This window comes from Pseudomonas sp. B3G-3, assembly GCF_028640915.1.
GTDB classification, from domain to species: Bacteria; Pseudomonadota; Gammaproteobacteria; order Pseudomonadales; family Pseudomonadaceae; genus Aquipseudomonas; species Aquipseudomonas chlororaphis_I.
Genome location: NZ_JAQZAB010000121.1, coordinates 169,296 through 184,797, shown reverse-complemented (window position 1 = coordinate 184,797; position 15,502 = coordinate 169,296). Strand labels below are relative to the sequence as shown.

At 62.6% G+C, this 15,502-nt stretch carries 16 protein-coding genes; 8 read left to right on the top strand and 8 right to left on the bottom strand.

What is annotated here, in order from left to right:
- Positions 1–55 precede the first annotated feature (55 nt).
- Complete coding sequence (locus PVZ80_RS25125) at positions 56–1,015, bottom strand: leucyl aminopeptidase (aminopeptidase T) (protein WP_041987072.1); 960 nt, start codon at positions 1,013–1,015, stop codon at positions 56–58.
- 70 nt (positions 1,016–1,085) lie between these two features.
- Positions 1,086–1,223 (bottom strand): hypothetical protein, encoded by a 138-nt coding sequence (locus PVZ80_RS25120; RefSeq protein WP_007930088.1) that lies wholly within the window; start codon positions 1,221–1,223, stop codon positions 1,086–1,088.
- A 1,042-nt stretch (positions 1,224–2,265) separates the two neighbouring features.
- On the opposite strand from PVZ80_RS25120, the gene PVZ80_RS25115 reads away from it, so the two are divergent.
- Positions 2,266–3,687: an amino acid permease gene (locus tag PVZ80_RS25115; protein WP_016702274.1), complete on the top strand. Its 1,422-nt coding sequence runs from the start codon at positions 2,266–2,268 to the stop codon at positions 3,685–3,687.
- Between the two features lie 104 nt (positions 3,688–3,791).
- The gene (gene arfB / locus PVZ80_RS25110) at positions 3,792–4,205 is read left to right on the top strand and encodes an alternative ribosome rescue aminoacyl-tRNA hydrolase ArfB (RefSeq protein WP_029526192.1); all 414 of its coding nucleotides are present in this window, start codon (positions 3,792–3,794) and stop codon (positions 4,203–4,205) included.
- Here the strand turns inward: arfB and PVZ80_RS25105 are convergent.
- From PVZ80_RS25105 to phhA, 6 genes are all read right to left on the bottom strand, one after another.
- Positions 4,202–5,401 carry an MFS transporter gene (locus PVZ80_RS25105; RefSeq protein ID WP_124307923.1) on the bottom strand — a complete coding sequence of 400 codons (1,200 nt, stop codon included), beginning with the start codon at positions 5,399–5,401 and terminating at the stop codon, positions 4,202–4,204. The two genes, arfB and PVZ80_RS25105, sit on opposite strands and share 4 nt — an antisense overlap.
- A 113-nt stretch (positions 5,402–5,514) precedes the next feature.
- Complete coding sequence (locus PVZ80_RS25100) at positions 5,515–5,697, bottom strand: hypothetical protein (protein ID WP_025805162.1); 183 nt, start codon at positions 5,695–5,697, stop codon at positions 5,515–5,517.
- 81 nt (positions 5,698–5,778) lie between these two features.
- Positions 5,779–5,910, bottom strand: a complete 132-nt coding sequence (locus tag PVZ80_RS25095; RefSeq protein ID WP_273864719.1) for a hypothetical protein — start codon at positions 5,908–5,910, stop codon at positions 5,779–5,781.
- A gap of 228 nt (positions 5,911–6,138) precedes the next feature.
- Entirely contained in the window at positions 6,139–7,335 is a 1,197-nt protein-coding gene (locus PVZ80_RS25090; protein ID WP_273828151.1) for an amino acid aminotransferase, read from the bottom strand.
- Positions 7,335–7,691 carry a 4a-hydroxytetrahydrobiopterin dehydratase gene (locus PVZ80_RS25085; RefSeq protein WP_007930096.1) on the bottom strand — a complete coding sequence of 119 codons (357 nt, stop codon included), beginning with the start codon at positions 7,689–7,691 and terminating at the stop codon, positions 7,335–7,337. The genes PVZ80_RS25090 and PVZ80_RS25085 overlap by 1 nt, the downstream gene beginning before the upstream one ends.
- Positions 7,692–7,760: 69 nt before the next feature.
- Positions 7,761–8,552, bottom strand: a complete 792-nt coding sequence (phhA, locus tag PVZ80_RS25080; protein ID WP_007930098.1) for a phenylalanine 4-monooxygenase — start codon at positions 8,550–8,552, stop codon at positions 7,761–7,763.
- Between the two features lie 305 nt (positions 8,553–8,857).
- Between phhA and PVZ80_RS25075 the strand changes: the two genes are divergently transcribed.
- The 6 genes from PVZ80_RS25075 to flgJ all read left to right on the top strand — a co-directional run bounded on the left by PVZ80_RS25075 (position 8,858) and on the right by flgJ (position 15,502).
- Entirely contained in the window at positions 8,858–10,423 is a 1,566-nt protein-coding gene (locus PVZ80_RS25075) for a sigma-54-dependent phenylalanine hydroxylase transcriptional regulator PhhR (protein ID WP_009047670.1), read from the top strand.
- Between the two features lie 352 nt (positions 10,424–10,775).
- Positions 10,776–11,516 (top strand): flagellar basal body rod protein FlgF, encoded by a 741-nt coding sequence (locus PVZ80_RS25070; RefSeq protein WP_009047671.1) that lies wholly within the window; start codon positions 10,776–10,778, stop codon positions 11,514–11,516.
- 45 nt (positions 11,517–11,561) lie between these two features.
- On the top strand, positions 11,562–12,347 hold the full coding sequence (gene flgG, locus PVZ80_RS25065) for a flagellar basal-body rod protein FlgG (RefSeq protein WP_009047672.1): 786 nt from the start codon (positions 11,562–11,564) through the stop codon (positions 12,345–12,347).
- A gap of 52 nt (positions 12,348–12,399) precedes the next feature.
- The gene (gene flgH / locus PVZ80_RS25060; RefSeq protein ID WP_009047673.1) at positions 12,400–13,095 is read left to right on the top strand and encodes a flagellar basal body L-ring protein FlgH; all 696 of its coding nucleotides are present in this window, start codon (positions 12,400–12,402) and stop codon (positions 13,093–13,095) included.
- Between the two features lie 27 nt (positions 13,096–13,122).
- Positions 13,123–14,211 carry a flagellar basal body P-ring protein FlgI gene (locus tag PVZ80_RS25055; RefSeq protein ID WP_053268480.1) on the top strand — a complete coding sequence of 363 codons (1,089 nt, stop codon included), beginning with the start codon at positions 13,123–13,125 and terminating at the stop codon, positions 14,209–14,211.
- Positions 14,212–14,221: 10 nt separating this feature from the next.
- On the top strand, positions 14,222–15,502 hold the full coding sequence (flgJ, locus tag PVZ80_RS25050; RefSeq protein WP_009047675.1) for a flagellar assembly peptidoglycan hydrolase FlgJ: 1,281 nt from the start codon (positions 14,222–14,224) through the stop codon (positions 15,500–15,502).

The following is a 15,502-nucleotide window of genomic DNA, read 5'->3' as shown; positions in this document are numbered from 1 at the left end:
CTGTAGGAGCGAGCTTGCTCGCGATAGCGGAATCGATATCGACACCCTCGTTGGCTCAGAACACGAACCTGCCATCGAACACCGGCTTGTCGTCCAGCGCCAGCACCCCGCTGGCAAAGATCAGGTCCAGGTGATGGCTACCCTTGGCACCGCCGCCCAGCCCCAGGTGCAGGCCGCAATGGCGTTCCTCGAACCCCGAGTTGCGCGCGTAGAGGTCTTTCACCCCTTCGTTGGTGCCGATGCCCAGTTCCTCGATGCGCCGGTTGGACGGGTTGGCATCCAGGTATTTATTGAAGTCCTCCGCCAGTCCCGGCACATCGGTGGCGATGTGGCTGATGGTGGAGTTCTCGATCCACAGTTCCAGCGGCGATTGCAGCACGCCGTACTTGCGCGCGAAGGGGATGGTGCCGAGGAAGGTGCCGACGAATTTCACCCGGCCATTGATGGCCTCGCTGTGGCTGGCGATTTCTCCGGGCGCCAGGTCGTAGTTGCCCACGCCGTTGATGTTGGTCCACTTCTTGATGCTGTCCAGCGGCGCTTCGAAGTACGAGCCGTGGTCGTCGCGAAAACTCAGGGTGGTGGCCTTGGACATATGCTGGATCAGGGTCGCGTTGAGCTCGGCGATGCGTTGCGGCTCGACGCTGAAGGTGTCGTAGAAGTAGTCGCCGTAGTCCTTGAACAGCAGCGATTTCTTCCAGTTTTCGGCCATCACGCCCTGCAGCGCCTGGATGAATTCCGGGCCTTGCGGGCGGGGCGGCGAGAGGGTGGAGGAGTCGTAGAAGAAGATATACAGATCGCAGTCGGCGATGGCCTGGGTCAGCACCGAGGTGGGCTCGAGGTCGAGGCGCAGGGCAGTGAAGCAAAAGGGCTCACTGGCCTGCTCGATGATGGCGGCGCTGGTGGCGGTGTATTCGGCGGTGTGGCCGATCAGGACCCTGGCGCTCTGGCGGTCGGCCAGGGCTGGATGGTGTTCGAGGTAGTAAAGGAAATGCCGGATGGCAGCGGTGTTGTCCATGGATCCTCCCTGACGGACAGCGAGTGGAGGCAGGGGCGACCGCCGGGCCGCTCCTGCCTGATGGCCGTTTTTACAAAGGCCACATCGCCGTGCCGAACGGTACTACCGCATCGGCCTGCATCATTTCCACCGCGGCCTCGTGGGTCGCTGCTTCAAACCAATCGTCCAGTTGCAGTTCAGTGTCCAAGTCTTTTTCCAGTGCTTGCATCGTGAATCTCCTAGATGACTTTTTCGGATAAAAGCAGTCGGTGAGACGGCTCGGGTGTTCCACGGGGAGTGCTTGAAAACCCCAGCTGCTTCAACGTGGCCGCTCGGCTTGCCGGGGGTGTGGTCCGGCAAGTGGCTGGAAACCTAGTCCAGGGTTTTTTGAAATGCAAAAAAATAATTGAAATATTTTTATTGAACTTTTTGTTCTGTTTTTGTGTTGAAAAATTATCAAGAAAAAACAAAAAGCTGAGCGAACAGACAGATAAAAAACCGCTGGCCGTCAATTTGCAGTCGCCGCGGATGCCGATCTGAAGTGGAAAGAATACGTTCCGCCTTGTAAAGAAATACTGACGAAAAAACCGCTATCGAGTCATGGAATCGAGCCTCGTCCAGCGCTGTAAGAAAAACCTTCCGGCGCTGCCTGGATATTGCCCGCCGTCGGGCTCCAAGCCGCTTGTTCCGCGGCCTCAAGGCGGGTGTGATGCAGCCCATGCCTGTGTGCAGGTGCATAACAAGAAGGAGGCGCAATGTACGCCGTGGCTCACCTCAACCGATTCCCTCCGAAGGGCGATTGCTGTCGTACCTTCGTCGACGACCCCGACGGGTCTGTCCCGAACCTTGCCGCCGATGCCAAGCATCGAGCAGGCCCCGTGCGATTCCGGCACCCGACGCGCTGATAAGCCGCGTCTGGCGGCGGGGAGTCAGGGGTGTACAATGCGCGGCGTTTCAACTGTGACCCAACTGCGTATCCGCGCATTTTGCGCCCCAACGACTGCTTTCGACGCATGACGAGCCCTGGCTCGAATGCTCGAGACACGCTCCCAGGGCCAATAATCTCAAGGCTATCCGCCTTGTTCACTCCGCCGCGTCACAAGCGTGGTGGGTTCGATTTCGTCACAGATAAAAACAAACAGGTGACGCATGACCGTTAAACAAACGCTGAACTCCTGGTGCCTGCGCTGGGGTTTGATCCGCGCTGCTTAAGCCTGCTGTCGGCTGCAACGTCTATCGAACATCATCAAACCTTGCGTGAGACCCTTTTCATGAGTGGACAAAACTCGCATTCAGGCGAGCTGAAACGCGGCCTGAAAAATCGCCATATTCAACTGATTGCCCTGGGCGGCGCGATCGGTACCGGATTGTTCCTGGGCTCCGCTGGCGTGCTCAAGTCGGCCGGGCCGTCGATGATCCTCGGCTATGCCATCTGCGGCTTCATCGCCTTCATGATCATGCGCCAGCTCGGCGAGATGATCGTCGAAGAGCCGGTGGCCGGTTCCTTCAGCCATTTCGCGCACAAGTACTGGGGCGGTTTCGCCGGTTTCCTGTCGGGCTGGAACTGCTGGATTCTGTACATCCTGGTGGGCATGTCGGAGCTGACCGCGGTCGGCAAGTACGTGCACTACTGGTGGCCGGAGGTGCCGACCTGGGCCTCGGCCGCGGCGTTTTTCGTGTTGATCAACCTGATCAACCTGGCCAACGTCAAAGTCTTCGGTGAGGCCGAGTTCTGGTTCGCGATCATCAAGGTGGTGGCCATCGTCGGCATGATCGCCCTGGGTAGCTACCTGCTGGTCAGCGGTCACGGCGGCCCGCAGGCCTCGGTGAGCAACCTGTGGGAACACGGCGGGTTCTTCCCCAATGGCGTCAGCGGCCTGGTGATGGCCATGGCGATCATCATGTTCTCCTTCGGTGGCCTGGAGATGCTCGGCTTTACCGCGGCCGAGGCCGACAAGCCGAAGACCGTGATTCCCAAGGCCATCAACCAGGTGATCTACCGCATCCTGATTTTCTACATCGGTGCCCTGGTCGTGCTGTTGTCCCTGACCCCGTGGAACAGCCTGCTGGAGACCCTGAATGCCTCCGGCGATGCCTATAGCGGCAGCCCGTTCGTCCAGGTGTTCTCGATGCTGGGCAGCGACACCGCGGCGCACATCCTCAACTTCGTGGTCCTGACCGCGGCCTTGTCGGTGTACAACAGCGGCACCTACTGCAACAGCCGCATGCTGCTGGGCATGGCCGAGCAGGGCGACGCGCCGAAAGTCCTGGCGAAGATCGACAAGCGCGGCGTGCCGGTGATGTCGATCCTGGCCTCGGCGCTGGTGACTTTCGTCGCCGTGGTGCTCAACTACCTGATCCCGCAGCACGCCCTGGAGCTGCTGATGTCGCTGGTGGTCGCGACCCTGGTGATCAACTGGGCGATGATCAGCTACTCGCACTTCAAGTTCCGCCAGCACATGAACCGCACGAAACAATCGCCGCTGTTCAAGGCGCTGTGGTACCCCTACGGCAACTACGTCTGCCTGGCGTTCGTGGTGTTCATCCTCGGCATCATGCTGATGATCCCGGGCATCCAGATCTCGGTGTACGCGATTCCGGTCTGGGTTGCCTTCATGTGGGTCTGCTACGGCATCAAGAACAAGCGCAGCGCGCAGCACAGCCTGCAGGCGGCCAACGCTTCGCTGAAGTGATACCCGCGCGGTAACGGAAAACCCGGCCTCGGCCGGGTTTTTTGTGGGCGCTGCAAATCCGCAGGCGCGGTATCCTGAACGCCCTGAAAGCGGATTCCTTTTCCATGCTGGTGATTTCCAACAACGTGCATCTGCCGGATGCCGAGATCGAGTTGACCGCCATTCGCGCGCAAGGCGCGGGTGGGCAGAACGTCAACAAGGTTTCCAGCGCGGTGCACCTGCGCTTCGACATTCCGGCCTCGTCCCTGCCGCCGTTCTACAAGGAGCGGCTGCTGGCGCTGCGCGACAGTCGCATTACCAGCGATGGGGTGATCGTCATCAAGGCCCAGCAATACCGGACCCAGGAGCAGAATCGCGCCGATGCCCTGGAGCGCCTGGTGGCGTTGATCCTCGATGCGATCAAGGTGGAGAAGAAGCGCCGCCCGACCAAGCCGACCCTGGGCTCGAAGACTCGGCGCCTGGAATCCAAGAGCAAGCGCGGCAACATCAAGGCCGGCCGCGGCAAGGTCGATTACTAACGCCCGTCACGCTCCTCGCGATACTTCGGCGCCTGGCGGTACAGATACAGGCTCAGCAGCAAACCGCTGCAGGCCGCGAGGGCGGCGAACAGGAAGATCGAGGCAAAGCCGAAACCGGCGGCAATCGCCCCGGCCAGCGGTCCGGTGATCCCCAGCGACAGGTCGATGAACAGCGAATAGGCGCCCACCGCCGCGCCACGGCTGGAGGCGGGGACCAGGTTGACCGCTTCCACCCCCAGTGCCGGAAATACCAGGGAGAAACCGAAGCCGCTCAACGCCGCGCCGGCCAGGGCCCAGTGGGCATCCGGCGCCAGCCACAACAGCAGCAGGCCCAGGGTTTCCACCGACAGGCAGGCGATCGCCACGCGAAAGCCGCCGAGGCGGTTGATCAGGTTGCCGAACAGCAGGCGCGCGCCGATAAAGCTGGCGCCGAACAGGCTCAGGCACAGCACTGCGTTGGACCAGTTCTGGGTGGCGTAATACAGGGTGATGAAGGTGGCGATGGTGCCAAAACCGATCGAGCCCAGGGCCAGGCCGCAGCCATGGGGAAATACCCGGCCCAGGACATGGATAAATGGCAGGCGCTCACCGGCAACGATCGGCGCCGCCCGTTTCGGCCAGGCCAGCGCCAGGCCGAGGAGCGCCAGCAGGATGATGCTCACGCCCATGCTCCACAGCCCCAGGCGATCCACCAGCCACACCCCCAGCGGCGCGCCGACGGCCAGCGCGCCATAGCTGGCGATACCGTTCCAGGAAATCACCTTGGCGGTGTTCTGCGCGCCGACGCGGCCGATGCCCCAGCCGATGGAGCCCGAGCCCACCAGGCTCTCGGCGCTGCCCAGCACCAGGCGCCCGACCAGCAGGCTGGCCAGGCTCAGCACCGGCAAACTGCTCAGCCATGCCGACAGCAGCATGAACACGCCGCTCAGGCCGCAGCCGGCCAGGCCGTACATCACTGCGCGCTTGCTGCCCAGGTTGTCGATGATCTTCCCGGCATAGGGGCGGCTGAGCAGGGTGGCCAGGTATTGCACGCTGATCACCAGCCCGGCGATCACCGCGCCGAAGCCCAGCTCGCTGTGCACGTAGCCCGGCAGCACGGCCAGGGGGATGCCGATGTTCAGGTAGCCGATAAAGGTGAAAAGGACGATGGAGACGACTTGCAGCGTGACCGCCAAGGGGCGCTGGGTATCTGGCATGGGAAAGGTCCACGGACGCGGCAGAGATAGATAGGCTGCTTATGATACCGAGGGTTGAAACGATTCAGGTGGAGAAATCGATGGGTTGGCGCAAGTTTTTGCGCGCCGCGGGCTCAGGCTTGGGCTGGGGCCAGCAATTGCGTGGTGACCAGGGCGGCCAGGGCGTTTTCCTGGGTACCGAAGCGCGCCAGCAGGGCGGCCTGTTTTTCCGGCGTCAGGCGGTTCCAGATCTCGATCATTTTTTCGGCGGTGCCGATCAGCACACTGGCTTGGGTTTCGCTGAAGGTGTCGGTCATGGAGGCGGTTCTCGAAAGCGGGTTTCAGGCGGTGTGGAAAGCGCATCAAAGAGCGCTTTCCACACTGTCTGGGTGTTGCGGTCAGTCTTCGCTGCCGGCCTTGTGGCTGGAGGCGGCTTCTTTCGGCTCGGGCTGTTGGGCGCCGGCTTGTTGCGGGGTTGTCTGCTCAGTTTCGTGCAGGCTTGGGAAGGGGAGATTAGGAATCTCGTGCATGTTCGTTGCTCCTCGCAAAGTCTGTTTTTTAATCGCTGGGTAGATCCGCGCTTTTAAAAAGCCTGGGCAGGATACAGCACTGGAAATGACAAAAAGATTTTTATCTGGGGTTTTAGGATGAAAGGAGTTTCATCGGACGGGGGGCTTTTAACGGCATCGCGGGCAAGCCTCGCGCTTACGGAATCAGGTGACATCCGTAGGCGCCAGGCTTGCCCGCGATAGCTTTTTTCAGTGTTTGCAGACTTCGGCGATGGCTTCGGCCAGCAGGTCCAGGCGGGTGGCGTCGATACCGGCGACGTTGGCCCGGCCGGAGCTGACCATGTACACGCTGTGCTGGTTGCGCAACGTGGCGACCTGTTCCGGCGTCAGGCCGGTGTAGGAGAACATCCCGCGTTGCACGCCGATGTGAGCGAAGCGTTCGGCCAGGCCGAAGGGTTGCAGCGCTTCCACCAGGCCCGAGCGCAACTGGGCGATGCGCAGGCGCATGGCTTCCACTTCGTCGGCCCAGAGGCTTTTCAGCTCCGGGTCGCCGAGGATGGTGGCGACCACCGCGGCGCCGTGATCCGGCGGGGTGGACCACAGGTTGCGGGCGATGTGGGCCAGCTGGCTGCGTACATCCAGCAGCTTTTCCGCGTCCCGGGTGCAGACGATCAGTGCGCCGGTGCGGTCGCGGTACAGGCCGAAGTTCTTCGAGCAGGAACTGGTGATCAGCAGCTCGGGCAGTTCGGTCGCGAACAGGCGCACCGCCCAGGCATCCTGCTCCAGGCCGTCGCCGAAGCCCTGGTAGGCGAAGTCGATCAGCGGCAGCAGGTTGCGGCTGCGCACCACGTCCAGTACCCGATGCCAGTCGTCGTGGCTCAGGTCGAAACCGGTGGGGTTGTGGCAGCAGGCATGCAGCAGCACCACGTCGCCCTTGGGCACCTGGTTCAGGGTCGCCAGCATGGCCTCGACGTCGAGGCGATTGTCGCTGCCGACGTAAGGGTAGTGGCTGACCTGGATGCCGGCGGCGGCAAAGATGGTTTCGTGGATCGGCCAGGTCGGGTTGCTCAACCACACGCCACGGCCCGGCAGGCAGTGGGCGATGAAGTCGGCGCTCAGGCGCAGCGCGCCGGTGCCGCCCGGAGTCTGGGTGGCGCCGGCGCGTCGTTCGGTGATCAGCTGCGAATCGGCGCCCAGCACCAGTTCATTGATCACCTTGCCAAAGGCCGCGTCGCCGTGGCCGCCGATGTAGATCTTGGTGGTCTGCCGGTCGACCAGGCGCTGCTCGGCCAGCTTGACCGACCGGGGGATCGGCGTCAGCCCCTGGGAATCCTTGTAGACACCGACGCCGAGGTCGAACTTGCGTGGGTTGCTGTCCGACGCATAGGCCTCCATCAGGCCAAGAATCGGGTCGCCGGGTACTCGGCCTATGGCGTCGAAATGCATTACTTGCGTCCTTCTGCGGTCTTGGCCACTTCGTCGGTGCGAGCGGCCATGATGAAGTCGTTGCGGTGCAGGCCCTTGATGGAGTGGCTCCACCAGGTCACGGTGACCTTGCCCCATTCGGTGAGCAGGCCAGGATGATGACCTTCTGCCTCGGAAATTTCACCCATTGCGTTGGTAAAGGCCAGGGCAAATTTGAAGTTTTTGAACAGGAAGACTTTTTCCAGCTGCATGACGCCATCGCGCACTTCGATGTTCCAGTCGGGGATCTGCTTGATCAGCACCGGCAGTTCTTCGTCGCTGACTTGTGGGGCATCGGCACGGCAGGCTTCGCAATGGGCTTGGTTGAGAGCGGTCATGGTGGGTTCCTGAAATCGGTTCTTGTTGGAAATTACGGGTTTTATGAGCGCTGCGCGAGGGCTGGGTGCTCAGGCCGCCTTGGGTTTGGGCGGAAACTTGGGTGCGTGCAGGCCCATCTGCATGCCCTGGTGCACCAGGGCCATGATGTCTTCATGGGCCAGGTCGAACAGGCGCTTGAGGTTGGGCAGCACAAAGTAGATAGGTTGCAGGATGTCGATGCGGTACGGGGTACGCATCGCTTCCAGCGGGTCGAAGGCCTGGTGTTCGGGCACGTCCGACAGGCAGTAGACGGTTTCCTTCGGCGAGGAGAGGATGCCGCCGCCGTAGATGCGCTGGCCTTGCGGGGTGTCCAGCAGGCCGAATTCGATGGTCATCCAGTACAGGCGCGCCAGGTACACCCGTTCTTCCTTGGTGGCCTGCAGGCCGAGCTTGCCGTAGGTGTGGGTGAATTCGGCGAACCAGGGATTGGTCAGCAGCGGGCAGTGGCCAAAGATCTCGTGGAAGATGTCCGGCTCTTGCAGGTAGTCCAGTTCTTCGCGGGTACGAATAAAGGTCGCGACCGGAAACTGTTTGCTGGCGAGCAATTCGAAGAAGGTCTGGAAGGGGATCAGCGCTGGTACCCGGGCTACCTGCCAGCCGGTGGTTGCGCCCAGCACCTTGTTGATTTCGCCCAGCTGCGGGATGCGGTCGTGGGGCAGGCCGAGTTTCTCGATGCCGTCCAGGTATTCCTGGCACGCGCGACCCTCGATCACTTTCAGCTGACGAGTGATCAGGGTGTTCCACACCGCGTGTTCTTCATCGGGGTAGTGGATAAAACCTTGCGCGTCGGGCTCGCGGGCCACGTACTGCGTCTGCTTCATGCTGCTCTCCTGTCAGGGGCTGCTTCTTGTTATCAGTTGACGCTAGAGATAACCCAAGGTTGCAGCCCATGCAGCAGGTTGACGTGAACGTAATGGGCAGATCGGGGCTGATTTCGTAAAGTTTTCGTTACGAAAGCGTCGCAGGTCCGCTATTACTGAGAATAGTCGATTTGAAAAGGCCGGTGACTGTCACATAATCTTGACGATTATCTGCGCCACACCGCAGAAAGTTCGTGTCGGATGGTGCCAAAAACGCCGCTTTCTGGCGTTCACGCCCTCCATTACCTGTTTCGGGCCTTTCCTTTATGCGTATCAAAGTCCACTGCCAGAATCGCATCGGCATCCTGCGCGACATTCTCAACCTGCTGGTGGAGTACGGCATCAACGTCGCCCGGGGTGAGGTGGGCGGCGAGCATGGCAATGCCATCTATCTGCATTGCCCGAACCTGATCAACCTGCAGTTCCAGGCGCTGCGGCCGAAGTTCGAGTCGATCGCCGGGGTGTTCGGGGTCAAGCGGGTCGGGCTGATGCCCAGCGAGCGGCGGCACATGGAGCTCAATGCCCTGCTCGGGGCGCTGGAATTCCCGGTGTTGTCCATCGACATGGGCGGTTCCATCGTCGCCGCCAACCGCGCGGCGGCGCAGCTGCTGGGCGTGCGGGTGGACGAGGTGCCGGGGATTCCGCTGTCGCGCTATGCCGAGGATTTCGACCTGCCGGAACTGGTGCGGGCCAACAAGTCGCGGATCAACGGCCTGCGGGTCAAGGTCAAGGGTGACGTGTTTCTGGCGGACATCGCGCCGCTGCAATCGGAGCACGACGACAGCGAGGCCATGGCCGGCGCGGTGCTGACATTGCACCGCGCGGATCGGGTCGGCGAGCGCATCTATAACGTGCGCAAGCAGGAGTTGCGCGGCTTCGACAGCATCTTCCAGAGCTCGAAAGTCATGGCCGCGGTGGTGCGCGAAGCGCGGCGCATGGCACCGCTGGACGCGCCGCTATTGATCGAGGGCGAAACCGGCACCGGCAAGGAACTGCTGGCGCGCGCCTGCCACCTGGCCAGCCCGCGCGGGCAATCGCCGCTGATGGCGCTCAACTGCGCCGGCCTGCCGGAATCCATGGCCGAGACCGAGCTGTTCGGCTACGGGCCGGGGGCCTTCGAGGGCGCCCGGGCCGAAGGCAAGCTCGGGCTGCTGGAGCTGACCGCCGGCGGCACGCTGTTTCTCGACGGGGTCGGGGAGATGAGCCCGCGCTTGCAGGTCAAGCTCCTGCGCTTTCTGCAGGATGGCTGCTTCCGTCGGGTCGGCAGCGACGAAGAGGTGTACCTGGACGTGCGGGTGATCTGCGCGACCCAGGTCGACCTGTCGGAACTGTGCGCCCGCGGCGAGTTCCGCCAGGACCTGTATCACCGGCTCAATGTCCTGTCCCTGCATATTCCACCGTTGCGTGAATGCCTCGACGGCCTGACGCCGCTGGTGGAGCACTTCCTCGACCAGGCCAGCCGACAGATCGGCTGCGCCTTGCCCAAGCTGGCGCCGGCGGCCATGGAGCGCCTCAGCCATTACCACTGGCCAGGCAACGTGCGGCAGCTGGAAAACGTGCTGTTCCAGGCGGTGTCCCTGTGCGACGGCGGCACGGTCAAGGCCGAACACATCCGCCTGCCGGACTACGGCGTGCGCCAACCCCTTGGCGACTTCTCCCTGGAAGGCGGCCTCGACGACATCGTCGGGCGCTTCGAAAAGGCCGTCCTCGAACGCCTGTATTCCGAGCACCCCAGCAGCCGCCAGCTGGGCAAGCGCCTGGGCGTGTCGCACACCACCATCGCCAACAAGCTGCGCGAATACGAAGTGGGCAAGGGCGCTGGCGAGAGCTGAACTCTTGTAGCCGCTGCCGCAGGCTGCGATCGAGTCCGAAGGGCTCGCAAGGCTGGCATCGCATTACCTCGATCAGATCGCGGGTATGGGGTTGGCGTCTGCTTCGCAGTCAATCGCAGCCTGCGGCAGCGGCTACAGAGCCTTGTTGCGCTGCAGAGGCCGAGCCTTGCCGTAAGCGGCATATCTGCGCCGGTTTTTCGTCTTTGACACAATCGCTCGATTTCCTTCGATCGCCCTCAAGCTCCCGGATTTCCTGCCTTCGGCCGCCCGAAAAACAAGTTGGTGCGCTTATTGCTTATGGCTCAGCAGTACAGCGGTGGACGGCAAACGTCCGACATGCAGAGGAAAGACTGTGGACAAGTACCTTTATGTGGCCATGACCGGTGCCAGCCAGAATGCGCTGGCGCAAAAGGCGCATGCCAACAACCTGGCGAACATCTCCACCAACGGTTTTCAGCGCGACCTGGAGCAGGCGCGTTCGATGCCGGTGTTTGGTGACAGCTTTCCGGCGCGGGCCTTTGCCATGTCCGAGCGTCCGGCTACCGATTTCACCCCGGGCTCGCTGGTGGAAACCGGTCGCGACCTCGACGTGGCGGTCAGCGGCAATGGCTGGATCGCCGTGCAGACCCCGGATGGCGGTGAAAGCTACGTGCGCACCGGCAGCCTGAATATCGACGCCCTGGGCGTGTTGCGTGCCGGCAACGGCATGCCGGTGATCGGCAACGGCGGCCCGATCGCCGTGCCGCCGGAGCAGCAGGTGGAAGTCGGCCAGGACGGCACCATCAGCATCCGCGCCATGGGCGAAGGCCCACGGGTGATGGCCGAGGTCGACCGCATCAAGCTGGTCAACCCGGACCTGAAGAACATGACCAAGGGGCTGGACGGTTCGATCCATACCAAGGACGGCAAGCCGGCAGCGGCTGACGCCAATGTGCAACTGGTCTCGGGTTTCCTCGAGTCGAGCAACGTCAATGCGGTCGAGGAAATGACCTCGGTGCTGGCGCTCTCCAAGCAGTTCGAACTGCACATCAAGATGATGAACACCGCCAAAGAAGACGACCAGGCCATGGCTCGGGTCTTGCAGATCAGCTAATTACCAGTACGTCGCGCCGTAAAACAGGCGCACGAGGAGAATCGAATGCTTCCGGCTCTGTGGGTTGCCAAAACAGGTCTGTCCGCCCAGGACACTAACCTGACCACCATTTCCAACAACCTGGCGAACGTTTCGACCACGGGCTTCAAACGTGATCGCGCCGAGTTCCAGGACCTGCTGTATCAGATCAAGCGTCAGCCTGGCGCCCAGTCGACCCAGGACAGCGAGCTGCCGTCGGGCCTGCAGCTGGGTACCGGTGTGCGCATCGTCGGCACCCAGAAGAACTTCACCGCCGGCAGCCTGCAGACCACCGAGCAGCCGCTGGACATGGCCATCAACGGCCGCGGTTTCTTCCAGATCCTGCAACCGGACGGCACCACTTCCTACACCCGTGACGGCACCTTCCACCTGGACTCCAATGGCCAGATCGTCACCGCCAACGGCTTCGCGCTGGAACCGGCGATCGTCGTACCGAACGATGCCCAGACCTTCACCGTGGGCCAGGACGGCACCGTCTCGATCACCACCGCCGGCAACCCGGCCTCGCAAGTGATCGGCAACCTGCAGACCGCCGACTTCATCAATCCGGCCGGCCTGCAAGCGACGGGCAACAACCTGTTCCTGGAAACCGCCGCCAGTGGCGCGCCGCAAGTCGGTACCCCGGGCCTCAACGGTTTCGGCACCACCCTGCAGAACACCCTGGAAACCTCCAACGTCAGCACCGTTGAGGAGATGGTCAACATGATCACCACCCAGCGCGCCTACGAGATGAACTCCAAGGTGATCTCCACCGCCGACCAGATGCTCTCGTTCGTCACGCAGAATCTGTAATCAAGTCCTAGGGGCGGCCCAGCGGCCGCCTGCAGCACCATGAGGTAGGGTCATGAATCGCTTTGTATCTGTTCTCGCACTGAGTGGGTTCGTCGTGCTCGCGGGCTGCGTGGCCCCGCCACCGAAGCCCAATGACCCGTATTACGCTCCGGTGTTGCCGCGTACTCCGTTGCCGGCTGCGGCCAACAACGGCTCGATCTACCAGGCCGGCTTCGAGCAGAACCTGTACAGCGACCGCAAGGCGTTCCGCGTGGGCGACATCATCACCATCACCCTCAACGAGCGGACCCAGGCGAGCAAGAACGCCAACTCGCAGATCGACAAGAACAGCAAGACCGGCATCGGCCTGACTTCGTTTTTCGGTGGCGGCCTGAGCACCAATGACCCGATAGGTAGCGGTGACCTGAGCCTCGATGTCGGCTACAGCGGCGACCGGGCCACCAAGGGCGACAGCAAGTCCGGCCAGAGCAACAGCCTGACCGGCTCGATCACCGTGACGGTGGCCGACGTGTTGCCCAACGGCATCATCGCCGTGCGCGGCGAGAAGTGGCTGACCCTCAACACCGGCGACGAGCTGGTGCGGATTGCCGGCCTGGTGCGTGCCGACGATATCGCCACCGACAACACGGTGTCCTCGACCCGCGTCGCCGACGCGCGCATCACCTATTCGGGTACCGGTGCCTTTGCCGATGCGAGCCAGCCGGGCTGGTTCGACCGTTTCTTCCTCAGCCCGCTGTTCCCTTTCTAGGTGGCTACGTTGAATTTCAAACGCCTCATGCTGGCCGCGCTGTTGCTCTCGGCGGCCTGCAACGCTCACGCCGAACGGCTGAAGGACATCGCCAGCATTTCCGGCGTGCGTTCCAACCAGTTGATTGGCTACGGCCTGGTGGTCGGGCTTAACGGCACCGGCGACCAGACGACCCAGACACCCTTCACCCTGCAGACCTTCAACAACATGCTGTCGCAGTTCGGCATCAAGGTACCGCCGGGTTCCGGCAATGTGCAGTTGAAGAACGTCGCGGCGGTATCGGTGAGTGCCGATCTGCCGGCGTTCGCCAAGCCGGGGCAGCAGGTGGATATCACCGTGTCCTCCATCGGTAACTCCAAGAGCCTGCGCGGCGGCACCTTGCTGCTGACGCCGCTCAAGGGGATTGACGGCAACGTCTACGCCATCGCCCAGGGCAACCTGGTGGTGGGCGGTTTCGACGCCGAGGGCCGTGACGGTTCGAAGATCACGGTCAACGTTCCGTCGGCCGGTCGCATCCCGGGCGGCGCCTCGGTGGAGCGCGCGGTGCCGAGCGGTTTCAACCAGGGCAACAGCCTGACCCTGAACCTCAACCGTTCCGACTTCACCACCGCCAAGCGCATCGTTGACAAGATCAACGACATGCTCGGCCCGGGCGTGGCCCAGGCCATCGACGGCGGTTCGATCCGTGTTACCGCGCCGCTCGATCCGAGCCAGCGCGTCGACTACCTGTCGATCCTCGAGAACCTGGAAATCGATCCGGGTCAGGCGGTGGCCAAGGTCATCATCAACTCGCGTACCGGCACTATCGTCATCGGCCAGAACGTCAAGGTCTCGCCAGCCGCCGTGACCCACGGCAGCCTCACCGTGACCATCACCGAAGACCCGATCGTCAGCCAGCCGGGTCCGCTGTCCAACGGCCAGACCGCGGTCGTGCCGCGTTCGCGGGTCAACGCCGAGCAGGAAGCCAAGCCGATGTTCAAGTTCGGCCCGGGCACCACCCTCGACGAGATCGTGCGTGCGGTGAACCAGGTCGGCGCGGCACCGGGCGACCTGATGGCGATCCTCGAAGCCTTGAAACAGGCCGGCGCGCTGCAAGCCGACCTGATCGTGATTTGAGGTAGGGGTCATGGATATTCGCAAGAGCGGTCTGGTCAGCAGCGGCGATTCGGGTTCCTACTCGGACCTCAACCGGCTTAACCAGCTCAAGGTCGGCGACAAGAACAGCGACGCCAACATGCGCAAGGTGGCGCAGGAGTTCGAGTCGCTGTTCCTCAACGAAATGCTCAAGTCCATGCGCTCGGCCACCGAAGCGCTGGGCAAGGACAACCCGCTCAACACTCCGGCGGCCAAGCAGTACCAGGAAATGTACGACCAGCAGCTGGCGGTTTCCATGTCCCGCGAGGGCGGTGGTATCGGCCTGGCCGATGTGCTGATGCGCCAGATGTCGAAGAACAAATCCACCACTGCGGCAGCGGCCTCGACCTTGCCCGGTGCCCAGGCTGAAAAGGTCGCGCTGACTGAAAAGGTCGCGACGCCAACCGCCATCGCTGCCGGCACCACGGCATTGGGCGGCCCGTTGTCGCGGGTCAATGGCCAGCGTCCGTTGTGGGCCTCCCGTGCGCTGGAGCCACAGCGCGCCGCCGACAGCGGTACCCATAACGATATGGCGCTGCTCAACCAGCGGCGCATTTCCCTGCCGAGCAAGCTGACCGATCGCTTGCTGGCGGGCATCGTGCCGTCGGCCGACAGTGCCGCCACCAACCGGACGGCCTTGCCGGAGCGCACCACGGCCGCTACCGACGCGCTGGTCAAGAACAGCTCGCGCAGCTTTGCCGCGGTGCCGCACGGACGCATGCAGATCTACGGCCGCGCCGTGGCCCAGCCACCGTTGGCGCCGGCGAAGAAAGCCTTCAGTTCGGCGGACGAATTCGTCGCCACCATGCTACCGATGGCGCAGCAGGCCGCCGACCGCATCGGGGTCGATCCTCGCTACCTGGTCGCCCAGGCGGCGCTGGAAACCGGTTGGGGCAAATCGGTGATGCGCCAGCAGGACGGTAGCAGCAGCCACAACCTGTTCGGCATCAAGGCCGGCAGCAGTTGGAAGGGCGACCAGGCGCGGGCGATCACCAGCGAATTCAGAAATGGGCAGATGGTCAAGGAGACGGCCGAGTTCCGTTCCTATGCCTCGTATCAGGACAGCTTCCACGACCTGGTGACCTTGTTGCAGAGCAACAATCGCTATCAAGAAGTGCTGAAGGCGGCCGATAACCCCGAACAGTTTGTACGTGAATTGCAGAAAGCCGGGTATGCAACCGACCCGGATTACGCAAGCAAGATTTCGCAGATTGCCAAGCAGATGAAGAGCTACGAGAACTACGCTGCGGCGGGCGCTTCCACGAATTTATAA